The 21,817-nt window shown below is 70.1% G+C and carries 17 protein-coding genes and 1 pseudogene; 11 read left to right on the top strand and 7 right to left on the bottom strand.

What is annotated here, in order from left to right; all coding sequences use genetic code 11:
• Positions 1-157 precede the first annotated feature (157 nt).
• Positions 158-906, top strand: a pseudogene (locus ACFWZH_RS27770) (amidase family protein); the annotation flags it as partial.
• A gap of 26 nt (positions 907-932) precedes the next feature.
• Here ACFWZH_RS27770 and ACFWZH_RS27765 read toward each other — a convergent pair.
• The 3 genes from ACFWZH_RS27765 to ACFWZH_RS27755 form a co-directional block, all read right to left on the bottom strand.
• Positions 933-1,937 (bottom strand): HEAT repeat domain-containing protein, encoded by a 1,005-nt coding sequence (locus ACFWZH_RS27765; protein WP_384436844.1) that lies wholly within the window; start codon positions 1,935-1,937, stop codon positions 933-935.
• A 6-nt stretch (positions 1,938-1,943) separates the two neighbouring features.
• Complete coding sequence (locus ACFWZH_RS27760; RefSeq protein WP_384436841.1) at positions 1,944-2,621, bottom strand: HEAT repeat domain-containing protein; 678 nt, start codon at positions 2,619-2,621, stop codon at positions 1,944-1,946.
• Positions 2,622-2,741: 120 nt separating this feature from the next.
• Positions 2,742-3,212, bottom strand: coding sequence for a MarR family winged helix-turn-helix transcriptional regulator (locus tag ACFWZH_RS27755; RefSeq protein WP_384436838.1), 471 nt, complete (start codon positions 3,210-3,212; stop codon positions 2,742-2,744).
• A 110-nt stretch (positions 3,213-3,322) separates the two neighbouring features.
• Between ACFWZH_RS27755 and ACFWZH_RS27750 the strand changes: the two genes are divergently transcribed.
• A complete protein-coding gene (locus tag ACFWZH_RS27750) occupies positions 3,323-3,652 on the top strand; it encodes a rhodanese-like domain-containing protein (RefSeq protein WP_384436835.1) in 330 nt (109 codons plus the stop codon).
• A 109-nt stretch (positions 3,653-3,761) separates the two neighbouring features.
• Entirely contained in the window at positions 3,762-4,337 is a 576-nt protein-coding gene (locus tag ACFWZH_RS27745) for a YceI family protein (RefSeq protein ID WP_384436832.1), read from the top strand.
• A gap of 67 nt (positions 4,338-4,404) precedes the next feature.
• Here the strand turns inward: ACFWZH_RS27745 and ACFWZH_RS27740 are convergent, their stop codons facing one another.
• Positions 4,405-5,016 (bottom strand): TetR/AcrR family transcriptional regulator, encoded by a 612-nt coding sequence (locus ACFWZH_RS27740; protein ID WP_384436828.1) that lies wholly within the window; start codon positions 5,014-5,016, stop codon positions 4,405-4,407.
• Positions 5,017-5,444: 428 nt separating this feature from the next.
• On the opposite strand from ACFWZH_RS27740, the gene ACFWZH_RS27735 reads away from it, so the two are divergent.
• The 7 genes from ACFWZH_RS27735 to ACFWZH_RS27705 are packed head-to-tail and all read left to right on the top strand — an operon-like array spanning position 5,445 to position 14,832.
• On the top strand, positions 5,445-6,638 hold the full coding sequence (locus ACFWZH_RS27735) for a pyridoxal phosphate-dependent aminotransferase (protein WP_384436825.1): 1,194 nt from the start codon (positions 5,445-5,447) through the stop codon (positions 6,636-6,638).
• Positions 6,628-7,146 carry a DUF6190 family protein gene (locus tag ACFWZH_RS27730; RefSeq protein WP_384436823.1) on the top strand — a complete coding sequence of 173 codons (519 nt, stop codon included), beginning with the start codon at positions 6,628-6,630 and terminating at the stop codon, positions 7,144-7,146. Before ACFWZH_RS27735 ends, ACFWZH_RS27730 begins: the two co-directional genes overlap by 11 nt.
• Positions 7,147-7,186: 40 nt before the next feature.
• Positions 7,187-8,002 (top strand): dihydrodipicolinate synthase family protein, encoded by an 816-nt coding sequence (locus tag ACFWZH_RS27725; protein ID WP_384436820.1) that lies wholly within the window; start codon positions 7,187-7,189, stop codon positions 8,000-8,002.
• Positions 7,999-8,874 (top strand): iron-containing redox enzyme family protein, encoded by an 876-nt coding sequence (locus ACFWZH_RS27720; protein WP_384436817.1) that lies wholly within the window; start codon positions 7,999-8,001, stop codon positions 8,872-8,874. Before ACFWZH_RS27725 ends, ACFWZH_RS27720 begins: the two co-directional genes overlap by 4 nt.
• Positions 8,871-10,181: a methyltransferase domain-containing protein gene (locus tag ACFWZH_RS27715; protein WP_384436814.1), complete on the top strand. Its 1,311-nt coding sequence runs from the start codon at positions 8,871-8,873 to the stop codon at positions 10,179-10,181. Before ACFWZH_RS27720 ends, ACFWZH_RS27715 begins: the two co-directional genes overlap by 4 nt.
• Positions 10,182-10,225: 44 nt before the next feature.
• Positions 10,226-14,089, top strand: a complete 3,864-nt coding sequence (locus ACFWZH_RS27710) for a multicopper oxidase domain-containing protein (RefSeq protein WP_384436811.1) — start codon at positions 10,226-10,228, stop codon at positions 14,087-14,089.
• Positions 14,086-14,832, top strand: coding sequence for a DsbA family protein (locus tag ACFWZH_RS27705; protein WP_384436808.1), 747 nt, complete (start codon positions 14,086-14,088; stop codon positions 14,830-14,832). Before ACFWZH_RS27710 ends, ACFWZH_RS27705 begins: the two co-directional genes overlap by 4 nt.
• 43 nt (positions 14,833-14,875) lie before the next feature.
• On the opposite strand, the gene ACFWZH_RS27700 is transcribed toward ACFWZH_RS27705, so the two are convergent.
• Complete coding sequence (locus ACFWZH_RS27700) at positions 14,876-16,117, bottom strand: alpha/beta hydrolase family protein (protein ID WP_384436805.1); 1,242 nt, start codon at positions 16,115-16,117, stop codon at positions 14,876-14,878.
• Between the two features lie 308 nt (positions 16,118-16,425).
• Here ACFWZH_RS27700 and argJ point away from each other — a divergent pair, with 308 nt between their 5' ends.
• A complete protein-coding gene (gene argJ / locus ACFWZH_RS27695) occupies positions 16,426-17,622 on the top strand; it encodes a bifunctional glutamate N-acetyltransferase/amino-acid acetyltransferase ArgJ (protein WP_384436802.1) in 1,197 nt (398 codons plus the stop codon).
• A gap of 127 nt (positions 17,623-17,749) precedes the next feature.
• Here the strand turns inward: argJ and ACFWZH_RS27690 are convergent, their stop codons facing one another.
• Together ACFWZH_RS27690 and ACFWZH_RS27685 are read right to left on the bottom strand one after the other, a co-directional pair.
• Complete coding sequence (locus ACFWZH_RS27690; protein ID WP_384436799.1) at positions 17,750-19,111, bottom strand: (2,3-dihydroxybenzoyl)adenylate synthase; 1,362 nt, start codon at positions 19,109-19,111, stop codon at positions 17,750-17,752.
• A 239-nt stretch (positions 19,112-19,350) separates the two neighbouring features.
• Positions 19,351-21,630, bottom strand: coding sequence for a protein kinase (locus ACFWZH_RS27685; RefSeq protein ID WP_384436796.1), 2,280 nt, complete (start codon positions 21,628-21,630; stop codon positions 19,351-19,353).
• Positions 21,631-21,817: the final 187 nt, after the last annotated feature.

Here is a 21,817-nt window from a genome sequence, read left to right as displayed (position 1 = left end):
GACCTCATTCGGCCCCTGTCCACCAGCCCTGCCAGGCGATCTCGTCCAGGTCCGGTACCAGGGGTTCCGTCACGGCAGCCTGATGCACCCCAAGTGAGGTGGTCGGGCGAATTGCCTTTGACCGAAGAGGAACATGACGACTGCGGAGACCTCCAGGGCTCGTACGTCGGGCGGATCGTCCGGTGGATCGGCGGCGGCCCTGGCGTCCGGATTCTGCACGCTGTCCATCGGCTCCGACCTCGCCGGTTCGCTGCGCACCCCCGCGCATTTCTGCGGCGTCTATGCGCACAAGCCGACACTCGGACTGGCGGCAACCCGCGGTATGGTCGCGCCGCCGGCACCGCCACTGCCGGTCGAACTCGACCTCGCCGTCGTCGGTCCGATGGCGCGCACCGCCCGCGACCTCACGCTGCTGCTCGACGTCATGGCCGGACCGGACCCGTTGACGCACGGTGTGGCGTACGACGTGACGCTGCCGCCCGCGCGCCACGAGCGGCTCGACGACTTCCGGGTGCTGGTGCTCGAGGAGCATCCGCTCATTCCGACCGGGTCCGCCGTGCGGGCGGGCGTGAACCGGGTGGCCGACGCGCCTGTCGACGGCGGCGCCCGCGTCGAACGGCACACTCCGCTGCTGCCCGATCTGACCGAAGCCGCCATGCTTTACAGGCAGTTGCTGCCTTCGGGCTCCGTTGCCCATTTTCCCGTGGCGGGATGGTGTTGAGCCACCGCGACTGGATCGAGGCGAACGGCCGCCGCGAGCTCCACCGCCACGGCTGGCGGCAGCTCTTCGCCGAGTTCGACGCCGTGGGAGTGCAGCTCATCGGTCCGATGTTCGAGGACCGTACCCCGCTGCGGCTGGCCGAACTGCTCGAGCAGAGGATCGGCGGCTTCCAGGCACCGAAGTAGGGCGTACCTGGCCGGCTGCCCGCCCGTCATCGTGCGTCGCGCATCCCGAGGATGTATGTCGCGGTAAGCGCAACGGCACGGTCCTCGTCATGTGACAGCTCTTCGAGGGCACGTGACGTCGTGGTTCCCGGGATATCCGCGAGCGCCTGTGTCAGCCGTCGACGTGCGGACGAGGCAACAAAGGCGTGGGCGAGGCAGTCGACGAGCCTGGTGGCGATCTGATCCGCCAACGCGGGATCGCTTGCCAGCGCGCTCAGCGCGTCGGCTGCCTCGACGTCGTTCGCCTCCTCGAGGATCATGTCGATCAGCGTCGGGACCGCGTCGGCCGCTCCACGTGGCCCGAGCGCCAGAGCGGCATACCTGCGGACCACGATGTCGGGGCTGGCGAGGGCGTCCTGCAGCAGTGCGGTCGCCGCACCGTCCGCGAACTCGGCAACGGCCCGGACGGCACGTTCGCGCACCTCGGCTGCTGGTGAGCGGAGTCCCTCCGCCAGCAGCGCCAACGCGTCGTCGCCGGATTGCGCCAAAGCCCATCGAAGGGCTCCGGCGACATTCGGGTCCGTCTCGCTCAGCGCCGCCTCGACCAGTGCTTCCACCGGCACCGAAGCCTCCTCGACCGAGGACAAGGCCGCGCGCTGGCGCGTCCCGGCGTTCTTCGACCTCAACGCCTGGAGGAGCGCGACGACTTGGAGGACGTCGTCCCAGCGGGCCGGTTCCGCGGCACCGATCCGGCGGAGTCGCGTGAGCAGCTCCGTCTCAGCTGCGATGCGCTCTCGCGTCTGGCGGACGAGGTCGTCGACGAGCTCCGAGGGCGTGAAGCCGGGATCATCGAGCGCGCGGCCGACGTCACGCAACGACAGCCCCAGTGACCGCAGGCTCTCGATATGGAAGATCCGCCGGATGTCCTCGCCGGAATACTCGCGATAGCCGGCGCCGGTACGGCCCGTCGGCCGCACCAGGCCGAGCGTGTCGTAATGCCTGAGCATGCGGGCGCTGACCCCGGACCGTCGTGCCACATCACCGATCAACACCGACTGTCACCTCTCCTGGCCGGTCGTGCCGAGGGCCACGATGCGCTTCGCCTCCTCGATCGCGAAGTCGAAGCCGGCGTCCGGGTCACGCATCAGCCGTTCCGTGGCGCTCGCGTGGGCGCGCACGCGAGGGTCGAGATCCGTCGTCGCGGCGCGCAGGGTCGGCGTGATCATCGCACCGAGCGCGATCAGCGCCCGGCTGAGGCTCAGCTGTGTGACACGTTCGCCGCGTCCGAGCTGGGTCGCCAACACCGCGGCCAGCTCGCGTCCTTCGCCTTCGGGTACGAGCACGACCGCTGCCCGCCAGGCGCTTCGCGCCACCTCGTCGTCGGCGTCGGTCAGCAGCGCCCGTGTGATCGCCGGCCACGCCCGCCGATCCCCGATCTTGGACAGCGTGTGCAATGCCTGGCTTCGTGCCTGCGCGAGCTCGGAGCGGAGTTCGTCGATGAGCCCTGGGACCGTCATCGATGCCGAGTGGCGGGTGAGTGCCCAGGTGAGCATTTCCCGCACGGAGAATTCGGGCTCGATCGCGCATCGCTCGATGAGCTTGTCGACGAACCGCGGGTCCGGGGTCGTGCCGATTGCCAGCGCCGCCCGCAGCCGCACCGACGAGCTGCCGTTCTCCAGCCCCTGGAGAGCTTGCATCGTGTTCGTGTCCTGTTCCGGCATGGTCGTCGGGACCATCTCCTTGGCTGCTCCGCAGTGAAGACCTTGTCACCGTGTCAAGGTCAAGCGGAGTCATGCCGCGGGGTCAGCAGGGTGTACGCCGGCAACGCTCCCCCGGTCTGACCGGCGCACCCAGGATCAGCCCCAGTGGATCTCCGTGCCGCCACCCTGGGCGACCTTGAGGAGCGCCTCGGTGATCACCGCTGCCTCCTCGTCCGTGAGGTGGGCGGAGAAGTGTCGCCGGATGCTGCGCAGGTAGACCGGTGCGGTCTCCTTGAGCGCGGCCGCGCCTTCCTCGGTGATGGCGGCCCAGGACACCCGCTTGTCGGCGGGGTCGGCCTGTTTCGTCACCAGGCCGACCCGGACCATCTCGTCCACCAGCCGGCTCACTCGGGTACGACTGAGCACGACCCGGTTGGCGACCTCCTGCATCCGCAGGCCGCGCTCGCCGGCGTCCTTCAGCTCCAGCAGTACGTCGTACCACGTGAGCGGGATGCGCCCGTCCCGCTGCACATCGCTCTCGATGGCGCGTACGGCTGCGTTGTGCGCCAGCAGCAGGGCACGCCAGGCGTCGAGTCGGTGCCTTCCCGGGTTCTTTGTGTCGCTCACCAGGCCAGTGTATCCGGCATTGTGTGCGGGCGCACGCACCTGTTAATGTGTGTGCGTACGCACAGATCGGTGACGGCAGCTGCCCGTCATCCAATGGAGGTGTGACTCACATGGTCCGGAAGATCACGCGCGACGAGCTCAAGAAGAAGATCGACGCGGGGGCCGCCACGGTGGTCGAGGCGCTGCCCGCGGAGTACTACACCAAGGCGCACCTGCCCGGTGCGCTGAACCTGCCGCACGACGCGGTCGACAAGCTGGCCCCGGGGCTGCTGCCGGACAAGCAGGCCGACGTCGTCGTCTACTGCGCCAACACGCCCTGCCCGAACTCGCGGATCGCCGCCGAGCGGCTGGTCGAGCTGGGTTACGCCAACGTCCACGAGTACGAAGAGGGCAAGGACGACTGGATCGGGGCCGGGCTGCCGACCGAGACCGGCGCCTGATCCAGGTATCGGACTCCGGATACGGAAGCTGGATACGGAATCCGGATGCGGAATGCCTGTGGCGGACTTCGCTCCAGGGCATCCGTGCAACGGGAGGGGGAGGAGAGAAATGACCAGTGGAATCGGTCCGACCCGTACAGTCGACGGCGTCGAGCTGCCGGCCGCCGGGATCTGGAAGGTCGACCCCGGCCACGCCGAAGTCGGCTTCGTGGGACGGCACTTCATGCTCGCCAAGGTGCGCGGCCGCTTCACCAAGGTCGATGCGACCGTGGAGGTCGGTGAGCGACCCGAGGACAGCAAGGTGACCGCCGTGATCGACATGGCGAGCGTCGACAGCGGGGACCAGACCCGCGACGACCACCTCCGCTCGGAGGACTTCTTCGATGTGGCGAACCACCCGAAGGCCGACTTCCGTTCGACCTCGGTGACCTGGGACGGCACGAGCGGCACGCTGACCGGCGAGCTGACCATCAAGGGCGTGACCCGCCCGGTCACCCTCGCCGTCGACTACCTCGGCTATGCGCGCGACCCGTGGGACAACGACCGTACGGTCTTCTCGGCCCGCGGCAAGATCAACCGTGAGCACTGGGGCCTGAGCTGGAACATGGCCCTGGAGTCCGGCGGCATCCTGGTCTCCAAGGAGATCGAGCTGGCGCTGGAGCTGGAGGCGGTCAGGGAGGTCTGACCGGTCGGAAGGGGAGGGGTGCGGGTCCAGGCATGGCGCCATGCCTGGACCCGCTCATGTCACGACGTCATCCGCCCAGCACCTGGCGCACCAGGCCGCCGACCGCCGCCCGGGTCCGCCCGTCCGCGAACCCCCGCTCCCGCAAGGAGTGTTGAAGGTCGGCGTCGAGTGGCGCCAGCAGGAGATGAGCGACGCAGTCCGCGTCCAGCTCGGGCCGGGCCTCGGTCAGCAGGATCGCCAGATGGTGCTGCCAGAAGCGGTACGAGCCGACGCGGTAGCGGGCGCCCGGCGCCGCGGTCTCGGAGAGCCGGACCAGTTCGAGGTTCACTTCCAGCAGGTCGAGGTAGGCGTCGAAGAAGGCCGTGATGCGAGCGGCGGGTGCGGCGCCCGGGCCGAGCGGGGGCGGGCCGAAGAGGATGCGCTCCTGCAGGTCCCGGTCCTCGCCGTCCAGCAGGGCGGCGGCCAGCCCGGCCTTGTCGCCGAATCTGCGGAAGAGCGTGCCCTTGCCGACCTGGGCCCGCGCCGCGATGGCGTCCAGGGAGACCCCGTCCACCCCGTGCTCGGCGAAGAGTTGGGCGGCGGCGGTGAGGATGCGGTTGCGGTTGCGTGCGGCGTCCGCGCGTTCCTGAGGCGGACGGGCGGACAAATCGGCCAGTTCGCCGGTCGACCGTTTGTGCACGTGGGGCCTCCGTTCGCCACGGTCACCGGCGGAAAGCACCGGTCGCGCGTAAAGGATGCGAAAAGTCTACCCACTCCCCCACGGCCGGAAATCGATTGTCCTCCGGTGTCCGGTATGACTAGAGTCGCCAATCGGACTGCAGTCCGCTTACGGGGGGAATCGTGACTGGATTGACCGACCGCGCCCGCATCGCGCATCCGGCGGCCCTATGCCGCCGCACTCTGTTGCCCGGGCCCCTTCACGTATAAGCGTCGGCTGACGACGCACGCCGGTAGATCCGGGCCCGCACCACGCCATGCCACCAGCCGGCGCACGCCGGCCGACGGCGCGGGCCACACCGATGAACCTCCCACGTCCGACGGGGCGCTGACGCACCTGCTTGCGCCGCGCCGCCGCGCCCAAGAGCACCGTGTGTGACTGGAGGAAGCATGAACCCGCACGGCACCATGCGCACCACCACCGAACCGCAGCAGGAACTGCTCGACCTGACGCAGCACGAGATCCAGGCGCTGCGCGCCACGTTCAACCTCGGCGACGCCCACACCCACCAGCGGCAGTCCGCGAGCCAGCACCGTATCGTCGGCCGGCTGCCCGAGCTGTGGTACGAGGCCGAGGAGGGCCTGCAGGCCACCTTCGAGCAGAAGTTCACCGAGGCGTTCTTCCGGTTGCACCGGCAACCCACCGCCCTGGCCAAGAACAAGACCCTGCTCTCCTACGCCGCGTCGATCTCGACCATGGTCGTGGGGATGTACCTCAAGCGGCGGCGGATGGCCGTCACGCTCGTCGAGCCCTGCTTCGACAACCTCTACGACGTCCTCGCCAACATGGACGTACCGCTCTACCCCCTCGACGAGGCCGCGCTGCACGACCCGGACCGGATCTACTCCGAGCTCAAGCGCCGGGTCCGGACCGACGCGCTCTTCCTCGTCGACCCCAACAACCCGACCGGCTTCAGCCTGCTCCAGCACGGACGCAAGGGCTTCGAGGAGGTCGTCCGCTTCTGCAAGGACCACCACAAGCTGCTGGTCATCGACTTCTGCTTCGCGTCCTTCACGCTCTTCGACCCCGAGCTGGCGCGGTTCGACATCTACGAGCTGCTGGAGTCCTCCGGAGTGTCGTACCTGGCCATCGAGGACACCGGCAAGACCTGGCCCGTCCAGGACGCCAAGGCCGCGATGGTCACCGCCAGCGACGACATCCGCGAGGACATCTACAACCTCCACACCAGCGTCCTGCTCAACGTCTCGCCGTTCGTACTGAACATGCTCACCCAGTACGTCGAGGACTCCGCCGCCGACCAGCTCGCCTCGGTGCGCGAGGTGCTCACCGCCAACCGCGACGCGGTGCGCAAGGCGCTGGACGGCACGATCCTGGAGTACCAGGAACCGGTCGCCAAGGTCAGCGTGGCCTGGGCCCGGATCGACCACCCGGAGCTGACCGCCACCGAACTGCAGCGGCTGCTGAGCGCCGAGCAGGTGTACGTCCTGCCGGGCCGGTACTTCTTCTGGAGTCAGCCGGGCAAGGGCGAGTCCCATGTGCGCCTGGCGCTGGCCCGGGAGCCCGAACTGTTCGCCGACGCCATGGTGCGGATGCGTGAGGTGCTGGACCGTTATGGCCGCTGACGCCACGTCGGACACGTACGCCGACGCCGCGCTGTTCCTCGGGATGAACAGCGCTGACGACCGGCTCCGGCGCGCCTGCAAGGCGTTCTTCACCACCCGGTTGAACGGCCGGGTGGTGATGAGCCAGGAGCAGGTCGGCCGCTGCGACGACGTCATCTGGCGGTTCGACCGCGAACTCCAGGACGCCTACTACCCGTTCATGGACAATCTGCACACCGTCATGGACATCGCGCGCCCGCCGTACGACGAGGCCGATGTACGACGCGGACTCGACGGGGAGCCGCCCGGCACGCTGCCCGTACACGAGCGGTTGCTGCTGGGCATGGTCCTCAACCGGCACGGACGGCTGCACTCGGCCAGCGCCCGGCTGCTGGACCACGGCGCGCGCGGCGGGCTGCCCGTCGAGGCTCCGGCTTCGGTCAGCGGCCCCGAGCCGTCCTTCCCCGAGCCGCTGGAGAAGCTGTACCAGCAGTCCCTGGCCCTGCGCATACCGGTGGAAGGCCCGTGACGACCCTACGGAAACCCGTACCGAAGGAGGCGAGCGCGGCGTGTTCCCAGGAGTGACCGTCGCGCTGGTGACGCCGCTCACGGCCACCGGAGAGGTATCCGAGCCCGCCGTCGCGCGCCTGGTCGCCTCGGTACGCCCGCACGTCAGCGCTCTGCTGCCGACCCTCAGCACCGGCGAGGGCGGCAGTCTGACGGAGCGTCAGTGGGAAGCGATGGTGTCCGCCACCCTCCGGCACGCCGACGGGCTGCCGGTGGTGGCGGGCGTCCTTCGGCCCACCACGGCCGAGGTCGCCGCCCGCGCGCGGACCGCCGAGCAGCTCGGCGCCCGCGCCGTGGCGGTGACCACCCCGTACGGGCCCGGGGTCACCCAGGAGGAGATGTACCGGCACTACGAGCAACTGGCGCGGGCGACCCGGCTGCCCCTGGTCGTCTACCACGAGTCCGCGGTCTCCGGAAACGCCCTCGAACTCGGCACTCTGCTGAGGATCTGCGCGCTGCCCGCCGTGGCCGGCGTCAAGGACTCGGCGGGCAGCGGCCGGTTCACCCGGCAACTGGTCGCCGCCCGTCCCGGCGTGCCCGTCCTCCAGGGCCTGGAGCATCTGCTGCTGGAGTCCGGGCCCGTCGACGGGTACGTCCTGGCGCTGGCCAATGTCGAACCCGCCCTGTGTGCGGCCCTGTTCACCGATCCGACGGCGGACCGGGCCGCCGAACTCACCGCGGCCTGCGTGCGGTTCGGGCTTGAGCGCGACGACTGGTACCGCGCGCTCAAGACCGAGCTGTGCCGGCGCGGCGTACTGGAGACCGACCGTACGGCCGATGCCGACCCGGCCGTCGATACCGGAGAGATCCCGTCATGAGCATCACGACACCGACACCGACACGGACACCGACACCGACACCGACACCGCAGAAGACGGGCAGCGCACACCGGCGCCTGTTCGTCCTCAACCGCTCGCGCGTCACCTCCGAGGTCCTCGCGGAGATCGAGGAGCTGGAGGAGGGCTGGATCGAGCCACGGATCGCCGGGCTCGCCGCCCGCTCCGAGCCGCTCGTCTCCCGCGCCCAGTGGATCGCGCACCTGGACGCCCTGCTCGCCGAGGAGCGCGCCGGCGGCCCGGCCGGGAAGTATCTCGCCGAGGAGGCCACTCGTGAGGAATTCACCTGTGTGGTAAGGGAGTTCGCCCTCGACGGTCTGACCGAGGCGCAGAACTTCTTCCCCGCGATACCCCGCCTCCCCATCAAGGCGCAGATGGCCGTGATGCGGGTGCTCATCGACGAGTTCGGCTGCGGCAACCTCCAGCAGGCGCACTCGCAGCTCTACCGCGACCTTCTCGCCGAGCTGGGCCTCCCTCAGGAGACGGAGTCCTTCCTCGACACCACCGGCGACGAGACCTTCCAGTTCCTCAACGTCTTCTACTGGCTCACCCAACGCGCCCCGGATGTCGAGTACTTCCTCGGCGGACTGGCGTACCTGGAAGCCAGCATCCCCGACGCCTTCCAGGTCCAGGCCCGCGCCTGCTCCCGCCTCGGGATCGCCAACGGCCGGTACTACACCGAGCATCTGCACATCGACACCTTTCACATGAAGGAGATGCAGCAGGCCGTCAAGGAGTACGAGGCCGTGCACGGTCTCGACCCCACCAAGGTGTGGATCGGCGCCCAGCTGCTCTCCGGCCTGATCGGGGACGCCTTCGACGCCGCCGTACAGCGGGCGAGGGAGGCGGTATGACGGACGCGGTCCTCGAAGAGCTGCCCGGCGACCGGGTCCGCGTACGGGTCGCCGGGCGGGAGTTCGTCATCGACGCTTCCTGCCCGCACCGCAAGGGCCGGCTCGTCCACGGCTTCGTCAACCCGCGCACGCTGCGAATCACCTGCCCGCTGCACCGCACCGGCTTCGACCTGGCCACCGGCTGCCCGGTGGCCGGGCCCGCCACCGATGCGCTCACCGTCCACCGGTCCGGTGTCCTCGGGCAGGACTACGAGCCCGAGCAGATCTGGCTCCCGGCGTCGGAGCAACTGCTGGAGTGGGACGACGGATTCCACGACCTGATGCTGGGCGACCACGTACGGATGGCGGCGTTCCGGGCTGCTGTCTTCGAGGCCGTACGCCCCGGGGACACCGTCCTCGACCTCGGCACCGGCACCGGCATCCTGGCCCGCTGGGCCCTGGAGGCCGGCGCCGACCGGGTCTACGGCATCGACCTCAACGAGAAGATCCTCGACACGGCCGCGGACCGGCTCACCGCCGCCGGATTCGGCGACCGCTTCCACCCCCTCGCCGGGCTCTCCTTCGGGCTGGAGCTGCCCGAGCGGGTGGACCTGGTCATCTCCGAGATCATGGGCAATCTCGCCGACAACGAGAACTTCGCCGCGATCCTCGCCGATGCCCGGCGCCGCTTCCTCAAGCCCGGCGGCACCATGCTGCCGCGACGGGTGGAGAGCTACCTCGTCCCGGTGGCCGCCGAGCGGGCCCATGCCCAGGTGGCCCGAGGGGTGCCCGAGGACGCGGGCAGCGCCGCCGACTTCGCCGCGCTGTTGCGCCGACGCGGGGCCCGGAGCCCGTTCGACCTCTACTACGACGCGGTCCTCCCGGTGGGGGCATACCTCGCAGCGCCCCGGCCGGCCAGGGTGTACGACCTCGGAGACGGGGCGGCGGACACCGACTACCGGCTGCCGCTGGTCTACACCGTCCGCCGGGACGGCCTGTTCACCGGATTCAAGGGCTACTTCGTGGCGACCCTGTCGGACTCCGTCGCCCTGGACATCTCCGGTGACGACACCGGCGGCGCCGACCGGGCCCGTACGACCTCCGACAGCTGGAAGCACTGCTATCTGCCGGTCGCCGAGGCGGTACCCGTACGGCGCGGCGACCGGATCGCGCTGACCTTCAGCCGGGACGCCGGACCGGACGACTCCTTCGGGCAGCGCTACCGCTGGGAGGGTCGGGTGCTCTCCGGCGACACCACCCTCGCCCGCTTCTCGCACAGCACCCGCCCGCACGGAACACCGTCGACGGGAGAACGCCCACAACCCTGAGCACAACGGACACCAGCACGATCAGCACAACGGGGGAGCACATCATGAGCACCGCATTCACACCAGGCGAGCAGACCCGCGACGGCCGTCCCATCAGGACGTACGACGTGGTCGCGCTCCAAGTTCCGATCGCCTACAACGAGTACGGCGATCACGACCGAGACGGGGCGCTGTACACGCTGGCCCGTGACGCCCACGAGCTGCGTGAGGTGGCGGCCACCTGGCCCGAGCCCTTCCCCAGCTACCTGGAGGAGCCCGAGCTGGTACCGCGCCCGCATCCGCTCGCCCGGCCGCTGGTGCTGCGCGTACGCAAGGGCGAGCGGCTGCGGGTACGGCTGAGCAACGAGTTGTCCCGCCCGGCCGGGATCACCATGCAGGGCGTGCGCTACGACGCCCGCGCCATGGACGGGTCGGCGGTCGGCGCCAACCCTGACAGCAGGGTGCAGCCGGGCGAGGCACGGGTCTACGAGTGGGTGTGCGAGCACGAAGGCGTCTTCCACTTCGGCGACATGTCCGACGCCCGGGGTGAGGGGACCCAGAGCCACGGGATGGTCGGCGCGCTGGTCGTCGAGGCGCCGGGAGCCACCTGGACCGACCCGGAGTCCGGCAGTCCGCTGGCGACCGGGCTCTACGCGGATGTGCACCTGCCCGGGCGGAGCTTCCGCGAGTTCGTGGTCTTCATGATGGAGTATCCGAGCAATGCCAACCCCGCCACCGCGCCGCCCATGCCGGGGCACGGGCACGGCGGCGGTCACGGCGGTGGGCACGACGGCGGGCACGATGGTGGACACGACGGCGGGCACGGAGGCGGGCACGATCACGGTGGTATGGGCGATACGGCCGCCCCGGCGCCCGACCGGACGCGGACGCTGCGCATCCCCCGTGCCGACCAGCTCGCCAAGCCCGGGAGGCCCGCGCCGGCCGAGCAGTCCGAAGAGTCCGACAGCCTGGCCGACCTCACCCCGCCCAACGTCGCGATGCTCCCGGTCAACCTCCGCATCGAGCCGATGGAATGGCGGATGTACCGCTACCAGAAGATGGTGAAGGACGGGGTGCTCGACGCGGAGCGTGATGCCACCTACGGCGAGGAGATGCACCACAGCTCCTGGATGTTCGGCGACCCCTCCACCCCGGTCCTCCGGGGCTACGCGGGCGACCCCGCCGTCATCCGGCTCGTCCACGGCGGCATGCGCGACACCCACGTCTTCCACACCCACCTCCACCAGTGGCGGCGCGACCCCGACGACGAGCACTCCCCGATCGTGGACTCAGTCAGCATCAGCCCGCAGGAGGGCATGACCCTGGAGCTGATCGGCGGCCTGGGCTCCACACAGCACGCGGCCGGCGACTCCCTGTGGCACTGCCATATGTACGTGCACTTCCACATGGGCATGTGGGGCATGTTCCGGATCTTCGACACCCTCCAGAACGGCACCGGACGCTACCCGGACGGCAGCCGGATCCAGCCGCTGGTCCCGCTGCCGCACCGCGACGCCCCGCCGCTGCCCACCACCGGACGACCCGGCTTTCCCGGGTTCCTCGCCCAGTCGGCGACCTATCCGCAGAAGAACCCCCGGCCGCCGCGGACGCCGCTGCAGCCGCCGGGCATGGGGCGCGAGCCCACCGCGCTGGAGGCGCTGGCGTTCTGCGCGAACCCGCAGCCCGGCGAGGCGTTCACCAAGATCGGCCCGCCGGACGCACCGGTGCGCCGTTACCACCTCGTGGTCACCAGCGGCATGCTCGTCTACCACGGCGACCCGACGAAGCCGCATGCCGAGACCTGGCATGACCACAACGGCATCTTCTACCTCCTCGCCGAGGAAGTGGAGGAGGCCGGCGGGCTCGACGCCTTCAAGAGCCAACTCGCCAAGGGCGAACGGCGGTTGGAGCCATTGGTGATCCGCGCCAACAAGGGCGAGATCCTGGAGATGACCCTCACCAACGCCCTGCCGTCCGGCCCGCAGAAGGCGACCGTCTTCGACCCGCCGCTGCCGTTCCAGCCCGAGGCCGGTCTCCACACCCACCTGGTGAAGTACGACCCGCTGGTCTCCGACGGCTCCGCCATCGGCTGGAACTACCTCTCCGCGACGACCACCGCCGACCAGGGCAGGGAGGCGTACGGGCAGTACAACTCGTGGACGTACCGCTGGTACCTCGACGAGGAGTTCGGCACCGTCTTCTTCCACGACCACCTGCTCGCCAACTACCGCCAGCGGCATGGACTGTTCGGTGCGCTGATGGCCGAGCCGGAGGGTGCCACCTGGGTCTCCCCCGCCGACCACGCCACCGAACTGCGCCGCGGCAGCCAGGCCGTCATCAAGCTGCCCAACGGCCACGCGTACCGCGAAATGGTCCTGGCGCTCGGTGACTTCGTCCCCCTGGAACGGCACACCGGACACCCGCACGGCGAACCCGTCAACCCGCCGCCGTTCCCCGGCGCCCCCGACGACCAGGGCGGCATGGGCGTCAACTACCGCTGCGAGCCGCTCGGAAGCCGGGAGGGCGAACCGGCCCACTGGTTCTCCAGCGGTGTCCACGGCGACCCCGGCACCCCGCTGCTGCGTGCCTACCCCGGTGAAGACCTGCGCCTCCACGTCCTGCAGGGCTCGCACGACCTCCAGCACAGCTTCACCCTCAGCGGCGCCCGCTGGCGCGAATGGCCCCGCCGCCCCGACACCGCCTGGCGCAACCAGCAGACCCTCGGCATCTCCCAAGTGGCCCAGCTCGCCCTGGCCCCCACCCTGAGCGCCGGCGACCACCTGTGGTCCTTCACCTCCGGCAGTGAGCTGTGGCTCGGCTGCTGGGGCCTGCTGCGGATGCACGGGCGCAGACAGCGGGACCTGCCGGCGCTGCCCGGCGCGCACACCCCGCCCGCCCCGCCCGGCCCCGGCCCCACCCGCCGCTACACGGTCCGCGCCCGCTCCCGCACCCTCGACTACAACGACCGGCGCACCGACCCGTACGGCCTGGTCTACGCGGTCGACGGCGAGGACGGCGAAGGGCCCCTGGTCCTCCGCGCCCGGGCCGGCGAGTGGATCGAGGTCACCCTGATCAACGAGCTCGGCGGGCCGCCCCCGGCCAGCGCGTTCGACCCCAGGCTGATGGGCGAAGAGGACCCCGGCGCCCGCACCGTCTCCGGCCGGGTCTCCCTGCACCCCACCCTCCTCTCGTACGACGTACGCACCGACGACGGCGCCCACGTCGGCCACAACGAGGACAGCACGGTCAAGCCCGGCGGCTCCCGCACCTACCACTGGTACGCCGACGAGCCGGGCGTCTGCCTGCTGCGCTCGCACGCCGACGTGGTCTCCCACATGCGCCGCGGCCTGGTCGGCGCACTGGTCGTCGAGGAGCCGGATGCCACCCCGTACGACCCTGCCACCGGCCGCGAACGCTGGACCGGGGAGCAGGCCGTGGTCCGTCGCCCCGACGCCGAATCGGTGCGCGAACTGGTCCTGATCACCCAGGACGGCCTGCGGCTCTACCACGGCGGCGACCTCACCCAGCCGGTCACCGACCTCTTCTCCGACAGCCCCGACGACTCCGGCCAGAAGGCGTACAACTACCGCACCGCCGCCCTGCACCCCCTGGCTCCGGACCTGTCCGACCCCGAGCCGCCGACCCCGCTGCTGCACTGCCGCCCCGGCGACCAGGTGGCCATCCATCTCGCCATCGGCGCCGCGCGGATGCGCAACCAATGCTTCACCGTGCACGGCCAGGTCTGGGACGCTTCCGAGACCGGCCGCGGCGCCTTCGTCTCCACGATCGGTGCCCTGGCTTCCGCCAGCACCCGCACCGTCCGTTTCCGTGCCAACCATCCCGGCGACTACGCCTACCGCACCGGCAACCTGCACTGGGGCGTCAGCGAGGGATGGTGGGGCCTGATCCGAGTACAGGAGAAGCCGTGACCCCAAAGGACGCAGTCGACGCGACGTCCGCCACGCCCGGCGCCGAGGACCCCCGGCTCCCGGACACCCCGGACACCGTCGCCGTCTTCACCGACCTGAACTGCTCCTTCGCCCATGTCGCCGTGCACCGCCTGCACGAGACCCGCAAGCGGCTGGGCCTGGAAGGGCAGCTGTGGTTCGACTTCCGCGCCTTCCCGCTGGAACTGTTCAACCGCGAGGTCAACGCCCGGCCCGGCGTCGACTCCGAGATCTCGGTGCTCGGCGCCGTCGAACCCGAAGCGGGCTGGCGGCTCTGGCAGGGCCCGGACTGGACCTACCCCGTCACCACCCTGCCGGCCCTCGAAGCCGTCCACGCGGCCAAGGCACAGGGCTGGCACACCAGCGAACAGCTCGACCGGGCGCTGCGCCGGGCCTTCTGGGCGCAGGGGCGCTGTATCTCGCTCCGGCACGTCATCCTCGACGTCGCGGAGCGGACGGGTGTGGTGGACGTGACCGCGCTGGCCGACGCGCTCGACACCGGGTCGGCCCGCGCGGCCGTGATGGACCAGTACCGCGCGGCGAGCGACGGGCGGGTCAACTGCAGCCCGCACGTCTTCCTGCACGACGGGACCAACAGCGCCAACCCCGGTGTCCAGGCCCACTGGGTCAACGGTGACTTCGGCATCGGCTCGCCGGTCATCGACAAGGACCGCGGCCCCGAGGTCTGCGAAGAACTCCTCATCCATGCCGCAGGGCTGAGGTGATGATGGCCCGCCGGCTCGCTCATCGCCACACTCGTCGCCGTACTCATCGGACGAAGCTCATCTCTGGGTAGGACGGGGAAGGCCCGTCCAGAATGTGTCGCGGTCGGCCCCTTAGGTGCTGGTCGAAGAAGGCCGTGATGTAGGCGCGCTGGGCGGTGGTGCTGCGCTCGGGGTCCACGGTGCCGATGTACTGCTCACGGGTCTGTGCCGGGATGTCCAGGCGTTCGTCCAGAGCGGGCACGAACGTCTGGGCATCCGTGTAGCTGAAGTGGCTGCCCCGCTCCAGGCTCAGGTCGAGTCTCCAGCCCGTCGAGTGGTCCCAGAACGACTGCCAGGACGGCTTGTTGAGGTGTGTCTGGCTCGCCTTGCCCATGAGCATGAACGGACGGTCCAGCCCTTCCCGGGCCACCGGAAGGAATTCGCTGCCGCTGTACTGGAGCGTGCCGTCCATGTTGATGCCCGCATCGATACGGCGGTCCACGCGCATGGCTTCGGCCGCGGTGGCGCCGCCGCCCGAGTGGCCGTACATGCCGATCCGGTCCAGGTCGAGCGCCGTGCCCAACCCCTCGGGCAGGCTGCGCCCCTCGGCATCCGGGTTTCGGCCGTCCCGCAGCACAGCGAGCTGGTCAAGGACGAACCGGGTGTCGCGCACCCGGGTGTCCACCGCCTTCTTCAGCCCCTCGACTCCGGACATCTGCTGTTGCCGCTCGATCCGGCCGTTCGGGAATTCCACCGCGGGGGCCTCATAGGTGTGGTCCACGGTGACGACGACATAGCCGCGGCTGGCCAGTTCCACTGCCGTTGAGGTGCCGAGCGTGCGGGAGGTCTGCAGGCCCGGCGAGTACAGCACGATCGGCCGCCTGCTGCGGTTGTCGGCCGGAGCCGCCCTGGCCGCGTCCGTCCGGATGGCGGCCCAGTCCACCTCGCCGGGTCGGGCAAGCCCGAACGAGCCGGATGCGTCCACGGAGCGCGCGACGCCCGGCGGCATGTACGGCCGGCGTGGGTATCCACTCGCCGAACGTGCCGGATACCAGATGCTGACCATCAGCTCCCGGTCCCTGTCGGCGACCCAGGGGTCGCGCCGGCCGTGGTCGACGAGATGGATCTCCGTGCTCCCGACCTGGTGCCGCCCCGTCGGCTCCGGCAACGCAAACCGCAGGCCCCCATGAGCGGTTGAGGGGTGCGCGTCGGACGAGGCGGTGGCCGAGGCCGCAGTCCCCGCCCCTCCGATCGCCAGGGAGAGGGCAAGAACCACCGCGGTGGTGATGGCTGTGTGGATTCGCATGTCAGCAATGTCGCCCGGATCCAGCACCTGGGACATCCGTCGCCGGAGGTAGCCGACCCTGACATTCCACCGAGCGTCTCCCACCCACTCGTCAGGGTCGTGCGGGGCAACGGATCACCGCAGCGTGGGCCCCCAGAAGGCCGTTGCGCCCAGGCCGCCGAGCGCGGCGGGGACGATGACGGCCGCGAAGGGCGGGCTGCGCCTTCCCCCGACAACCGGCAGCCATCACCGGCCGACCGGCCGACCGACCGCGACCACCCCCGCATAACGGATGGACAGCCCGCACCCGAGCTGCAAACATATGCGCCATGACGCATGATCATGCATCAACTCAAGACCCTTCCCCCCTTGCATGGCCGACAGGCTTCCGGGCCTACACAGGGCACGGTGGACTGCGCGAGCACGGCGACGACATCTCCATCGTCACGTCGGACCAGCCGGCCATCAGTGCCGCGATGTTCACCCAGAGCCTCTTCGCCGGTCCGGCCGTAGTCCTCAGCCGTGCCCACGCCGCGGCACAGAACCTGCGTGCCGTGACGACGCTTGCGCAGAACGCGAACGTCGCCACCGGGCGCCAGGGCGCAGAGAACGCCGCCGAGGTCGTCCGCCGCGTCGCCGGGATTCTGGGTATGCCCGAGGACGAGGTACTCATCGGCTCCACGGGCGTCATCGGACGCCCGCTGCCGATGCCCACCATCCGTACGCACTTCGACGAGGCTGCCCGGCGCGGACTCGCGGCGTTCACGGCCGGCCCCCTGGATGTGGCCCGCGCGATGATGACCACCGACACCCGCCCGAAGACCGCCATACGGACCGTCGGGCCGGCCCGCATCGTGGGCATCGCCAAGGGTGTCGGCATGCTGGAACCCAATATGGCCACGATGCTGGCCTACGTGTTCACCGACGCCGGCGTCTCCCCGGCCGACCTCGACAGCGCCTTGCGCACAGCGGTGGATCGCACGTTCAACTGCCTGAGTGTCGATACGGACACTTCCACCTCCGACACGGTGGCGGTCATCGCCAACGGCGCGGCAGGACCGGTCGATCCGGCGGAGTTCTCCGATGCCCTCGCCGACCTGTGCCTGGATCTCACCCGGCAGATGGCCGGTGACGGCGAAGGTGCCACCAAGCTCTTGCGCGTCACGGTCGCCCAGGCCGGCGACTACAAACAGGCCAAACGCATCGCCAAGAGCGTGGTGAACTCTCCTCTGGTCAAGACCGCCGTTTACGGTGCCGACCCCAACTGGGGTCGGGTACTGATGGCCGTCGGCAAGAACACCGACGACACCGACATCGCGCCGAGCAACGTCACCGTGAGATTCGGCGGCGTCGAGGTGTACCCCGAAGAGCCCAAGGCCGACACCCTCGGCAAGCTCGTCGACATCATGCGCCGGGACGAGGTCGACATCGCCATCACGCTCGGCCTCGGGCAGGCCGAAGCCACGGTCTACGGCTGCGATCTTTCCGCCGACTACATCCGCGTCAACGCGGACTACACGACATGACCGGGCTCGACCGTGGCAACGCCTCCAAAGGATCCTCAGCAACATGGCTTTCCTCTAGGCATGGCCCGTGCCGGTTGGTCACCGTGATGGATCGCTGATCACTGCGCAGGATCGCCGAGCAGGTCGCTCAGCTCCCCGTCTCACGCGGAAGGCGGCCGGTCACCACCAGGTTGCCGTCCGAGGTGCGCCGCACGAGGTCGCCGGTGCGGAAGTAGCCGCCGGTGGTGAAGGAGCGTGCGTTGTCGTCGGGCGCCCGGTAGTAGCCCCGCGGGGTGTACGGACCTCGGGCGAGGAGTTCGCCGGGTTCCCCGTCGGGCACGTCCTTGCCGTCGACGTCGACGATACGGATCTCATCGTCGGGCGAGAGCGGGCGACCCTGCGTGGTGAGCACGGTCTCGTCCGGATCGGCGGGATGGGTGAGAGTGAGCAGCCCCTCGGCCGTGCCGAGGACCTGCTGCAGGCGGCAGCCCCATTCGGGACCTATCCGTTCGGCGGTGGACCGGGGCAAGGGCGCACCACCGATCTGCACGAGGCGCAGACTGCTCAGATCCGCCTGGACCGTGGGAAGTACGTCGAGCCAGCGCTGGGCGGCGGCGGGCTCCAGCGAGGTGAGGGTGACCCGCTCTCGCCCGATGGCCGGAAGGCATTCGGCGGGGTCCGGGGTCGCGGCCAGGGCGACGGTGCCACCGGCGGAGAGCGTGCCGACGATGCCGGGGCAGCCGAAGGCGAAGTTGGACTCGGCGGGCAACGCGGCGAGATATACGTCGTTCTCGGTGAGCGACACCAGCTCGGCGGCGGCCCGCGCCTGGTAGGCGTAGTCGTTGTGGGTACGAGGAATGAGCTTGGGCGGCGCGGTGGTACCGCCGGAGAGCAGGAAGAACGCCACCTGGCCGGCGCTCTGCCCGAGCGCCGGCTCGGGCGCGGCGTCGGTGGTGCCCAGCGGGTAGTACTGGCAGCCCGCCGGGTCGGTCGTCAGACCGCCGTACCCCGACGAGGCACCTGGCGCCTCATAGGTGAACACCCGCCGCAGGAAGGGCCATCGGGCCGCGATGTCCGCGGCCATCGCCGTGTGGTCGAAACCCTCGTACGTCGAGGGACCGACGTAGCCGACCGCCTCGGTGACCCGCACGAGGTGGGAGACCTCGGACGCGCGGTACGACACCGGGCAGAGCACGGGGACCGCGCCCGCCCTCATCAGCGCGAACGCGGTGATGACGAACTCGGGGACGCTCGGCAGCTGCACGACGACCCGTTGCCCGGGCCGGAGGCCGCGCAGCCGGAACCCGGCGGCCATGCGGTCCACGCGCCGGTTCAGGTTCGCGTACGTCATGCGGGTGCCGCCGTGCACGAGCGCGGTCCGCGGTCCGTACTGCAGGGCCCAGCCGCGCAGCAGGTTGTCCAGCGTGTTGCCACGCCAGTGCCCGGCCGCCCAATAGCGGTCGACGAACTCCTCGGGCCAGGGCGTGCAGCCGTCGAGCATGGATGTCATGAACTTCCTTCGGTACCAGTTTCCGACCCGGAAGCCGTGCGGGCCGTGTGACGCGGTGACGGGGCCGCTGCCTTGATCTTGACGATCCAATCCGTCGACACCCCTACAAGCAATGTGCTTTCCCGACCATGGAGGGTGAACTCCGTCAGCGGAATGTCCAATGAGCGCTGCTGACCAGGAGAAATGATCGGGGCGCCGAACGGATGAGTGGCTTCGAGGGCCTCCGGTGGGAACGCCTCTCAGTCGTACGCCTTCAGGCACAGCAGCGTCGCGCCGTCGTCCACCTTCGTGGACCAGTAGGTGTTGGGGTCGTACTGCCCGTGGCGGCAGACCTCGGTGCCGGTACCCGGCGTCGCCCGGTAGACGTCCGTGACGACCAGGATCTCGTTGTACGCGGCGGGAACCCTGCGGTCCGTGCAGTTCGGGGACGACAGCATCGCGATGCTGCTGACGTAGTTGCCGTCGTGCTTGGCGAGCAGGCAGTCGCCCTGGCGGTACTGGCCGGTGAGGCAGAGCGCCGTCCGCTCACCGCTGCTGGTGGAGTAGTACGACCAGGTCGCCTTGCCCACCCCGGACGCGCAGTTGTCGGTGGTGCCGGTGACCCTCACGCGCGTCCCGTAGCCGCAGGACGCCGTGTTCGGTTCCGTCTCGCTCCAGTCGTATCTGCGGAGGCCGCCGTACCCGGTGTCGACGACGTCCAGACAGTCCCCGGCCGAGACGGCCTTGAAGGCGTCTTCGGTGGGGTCGGGCTCGGGGGAGCTGGTCTCCGGTTCGGGTTCGGGTTCGGTCGCGGTGTCGTCGGAGCCGCCGCCGGACGAACTGGATGAGCTGGAGGAACTGGACGAGCTGTCGGTGTTGCTGTCACCGAGTGCGTCGCCGCCACCGAGGCCGCTGGTGCTTCCGCCGCCGCTGGACAGGGTGAACCGCGGGGTGGGGCTGCTCGTCGGGGTGTCGTCGCTCTTCTTGTCCCAGGGCTGCCAGATCAGGACCCCGATGACGAGGACGACCAGGAGCAGGCCGCCGCCCCAGCCTTCCGAGGAACTCGACGCCGTGGTGGGTTTCTTGGCCGCTCCGGACTTCGGCGTGGTCGTGGATGTCGGTTTCGTGCCGGTGCTCTTGTTCTTGGTGGAGGTTTCGGTCTTCTCGCGCGCTATGCGCTCACGTTCCCTGCGCTGCCTCTCCTTTCGCTCACGTTCCTTTCGCTCACGTTCCTTCTGCTCCCTCTCCTTCTGCTCCCTTTCCTTCCGCTCGCGTTCCTTCTGATCCTTTTCCCTCTGCTCCTTTTTCCTTCTCTCTTGTTCCTTGCGCTCCCGCTCCCTGCGTCCTGCCTCGTCCCTCCGCGCTTGTTCCCTGCTCCTCCGCTCCTCCTCTTCCCGGCGCGCCAGCTCCCGCGCCTCCGCCTCCGCCTGCTCCTCGGCCTGCGCCCGCGCCAAGGCGTCCCGCTGCTTGCGCAGCGCCTCCAGTTGCTCGCGCATCTCACTGATCGCCTCGCCCGAACCCTCCGGGGCGCCGTCGGGCTTCAGCTCCGTCGGCGCTTCGGTCGCATCGAAGTCGACGGTCCCGTCGCGCAGTTGGCGCCCCTGTTCGGCGTACTCCTCGATCAGCGCGGTCCACGCCGTCGGCAGCCACCGCTCGGCGCCCCCGTCCACCGCCACCTGATCGAGGTCGGCGAGGAGGTCCCGCAGCACGTCGGACGGCGCGGGACGCCTCGCGGGGTCGACCTCCAGCAACGGCAGGATCAACGGTTCCAGTTCCGGCGGCAGCCCGCTCGTGTCCAGCTCGCCGCGCTGGACGAGGGCGAGGACCCCGATGGAGCGGTCGGTCTGCTCGTACGGCGGGCGGCCGACCGCGAGGAAGAAGAGCGTGGCGCCCAGGGAGTACATGTCGGACGCGGCGGTGGACCTCTTGCCGCACGCCTGCTCCGGCGACGTGAACGCGAAGGTGCCGATGGTCGTCGTCGAGCTGGTGTGGTCGTGGGCGTGCGAGATGCCGAAGTCGATGAGGCGGGGGCCGTCGTGGGGAAGCAGGATGTTCAGGGGTTTGACGTCCCGGTGGACGACCCCCAGGCCGTGCAGCTCGACCAGCGCCCGCGCGGCCCCGGCCGCGACCCGGCGCACCGCGTCGACGGGCAACGTCCCGGCACTGACGACGAGTTCGGCCAGGTTGGGGGCCGGTATGAACTCGATGGCGAGCCATGGGCGCTCCGCCTTCGCGTCGGCGTCGAGCACCGTGGCGGTGTACGCGCTGTCGACCCGCCCCGCCAGCTCCACCTCGCGGGCGAACCGCGCCCGGTCCGGCCTGCTCACCATCCCCTCGGCAAGGAGCGTCTTGACCGCGACGAGCCCGTGGTCCACCACGGTGCCGGTGGGCCCGGCGGCGCTGGCGGGTGTGCCCGGCGCCTCCTGGCGGGCGAGGTAGATGCGGCCCATGCCGCCGGTGGCGATCCTCCGCAGCAGCCGGTAGGGGCCGAGCCGGCGCGGGTCGTTGGATTCGAGTGAGTAGAGCTTCATTCCGGCCATGCGGCGTCACTCCCCATGCGCGTCCCCCGTCTGTGCTGTTGTCCGCATGTGCCACGTGCCACCTACGCGGCGGAGCCATTCTGCGGTCAAACCGTGGCATGGCGAAGGGAGTTGGGGAAGTCCGCCGCGGCTGGGGGCACCTGGGGAACCCGGCTCCACGAGGGGGCCGCCCCGGGGCGTGCGGGGC

It is taken from the genome of Streptomyces sp. NPDC059008 (genome assembly GCF_042749045.1).
In the GTDB taxonomy this organism is placed as follows: Bacteria; Actinomycetota; Actinomycetes; order Streptomycetales; family Streptomycetaceae; genus Streptomyces.
This window is presented reverse-complemented; position numbering and strand designations above follow the sequence as displayed.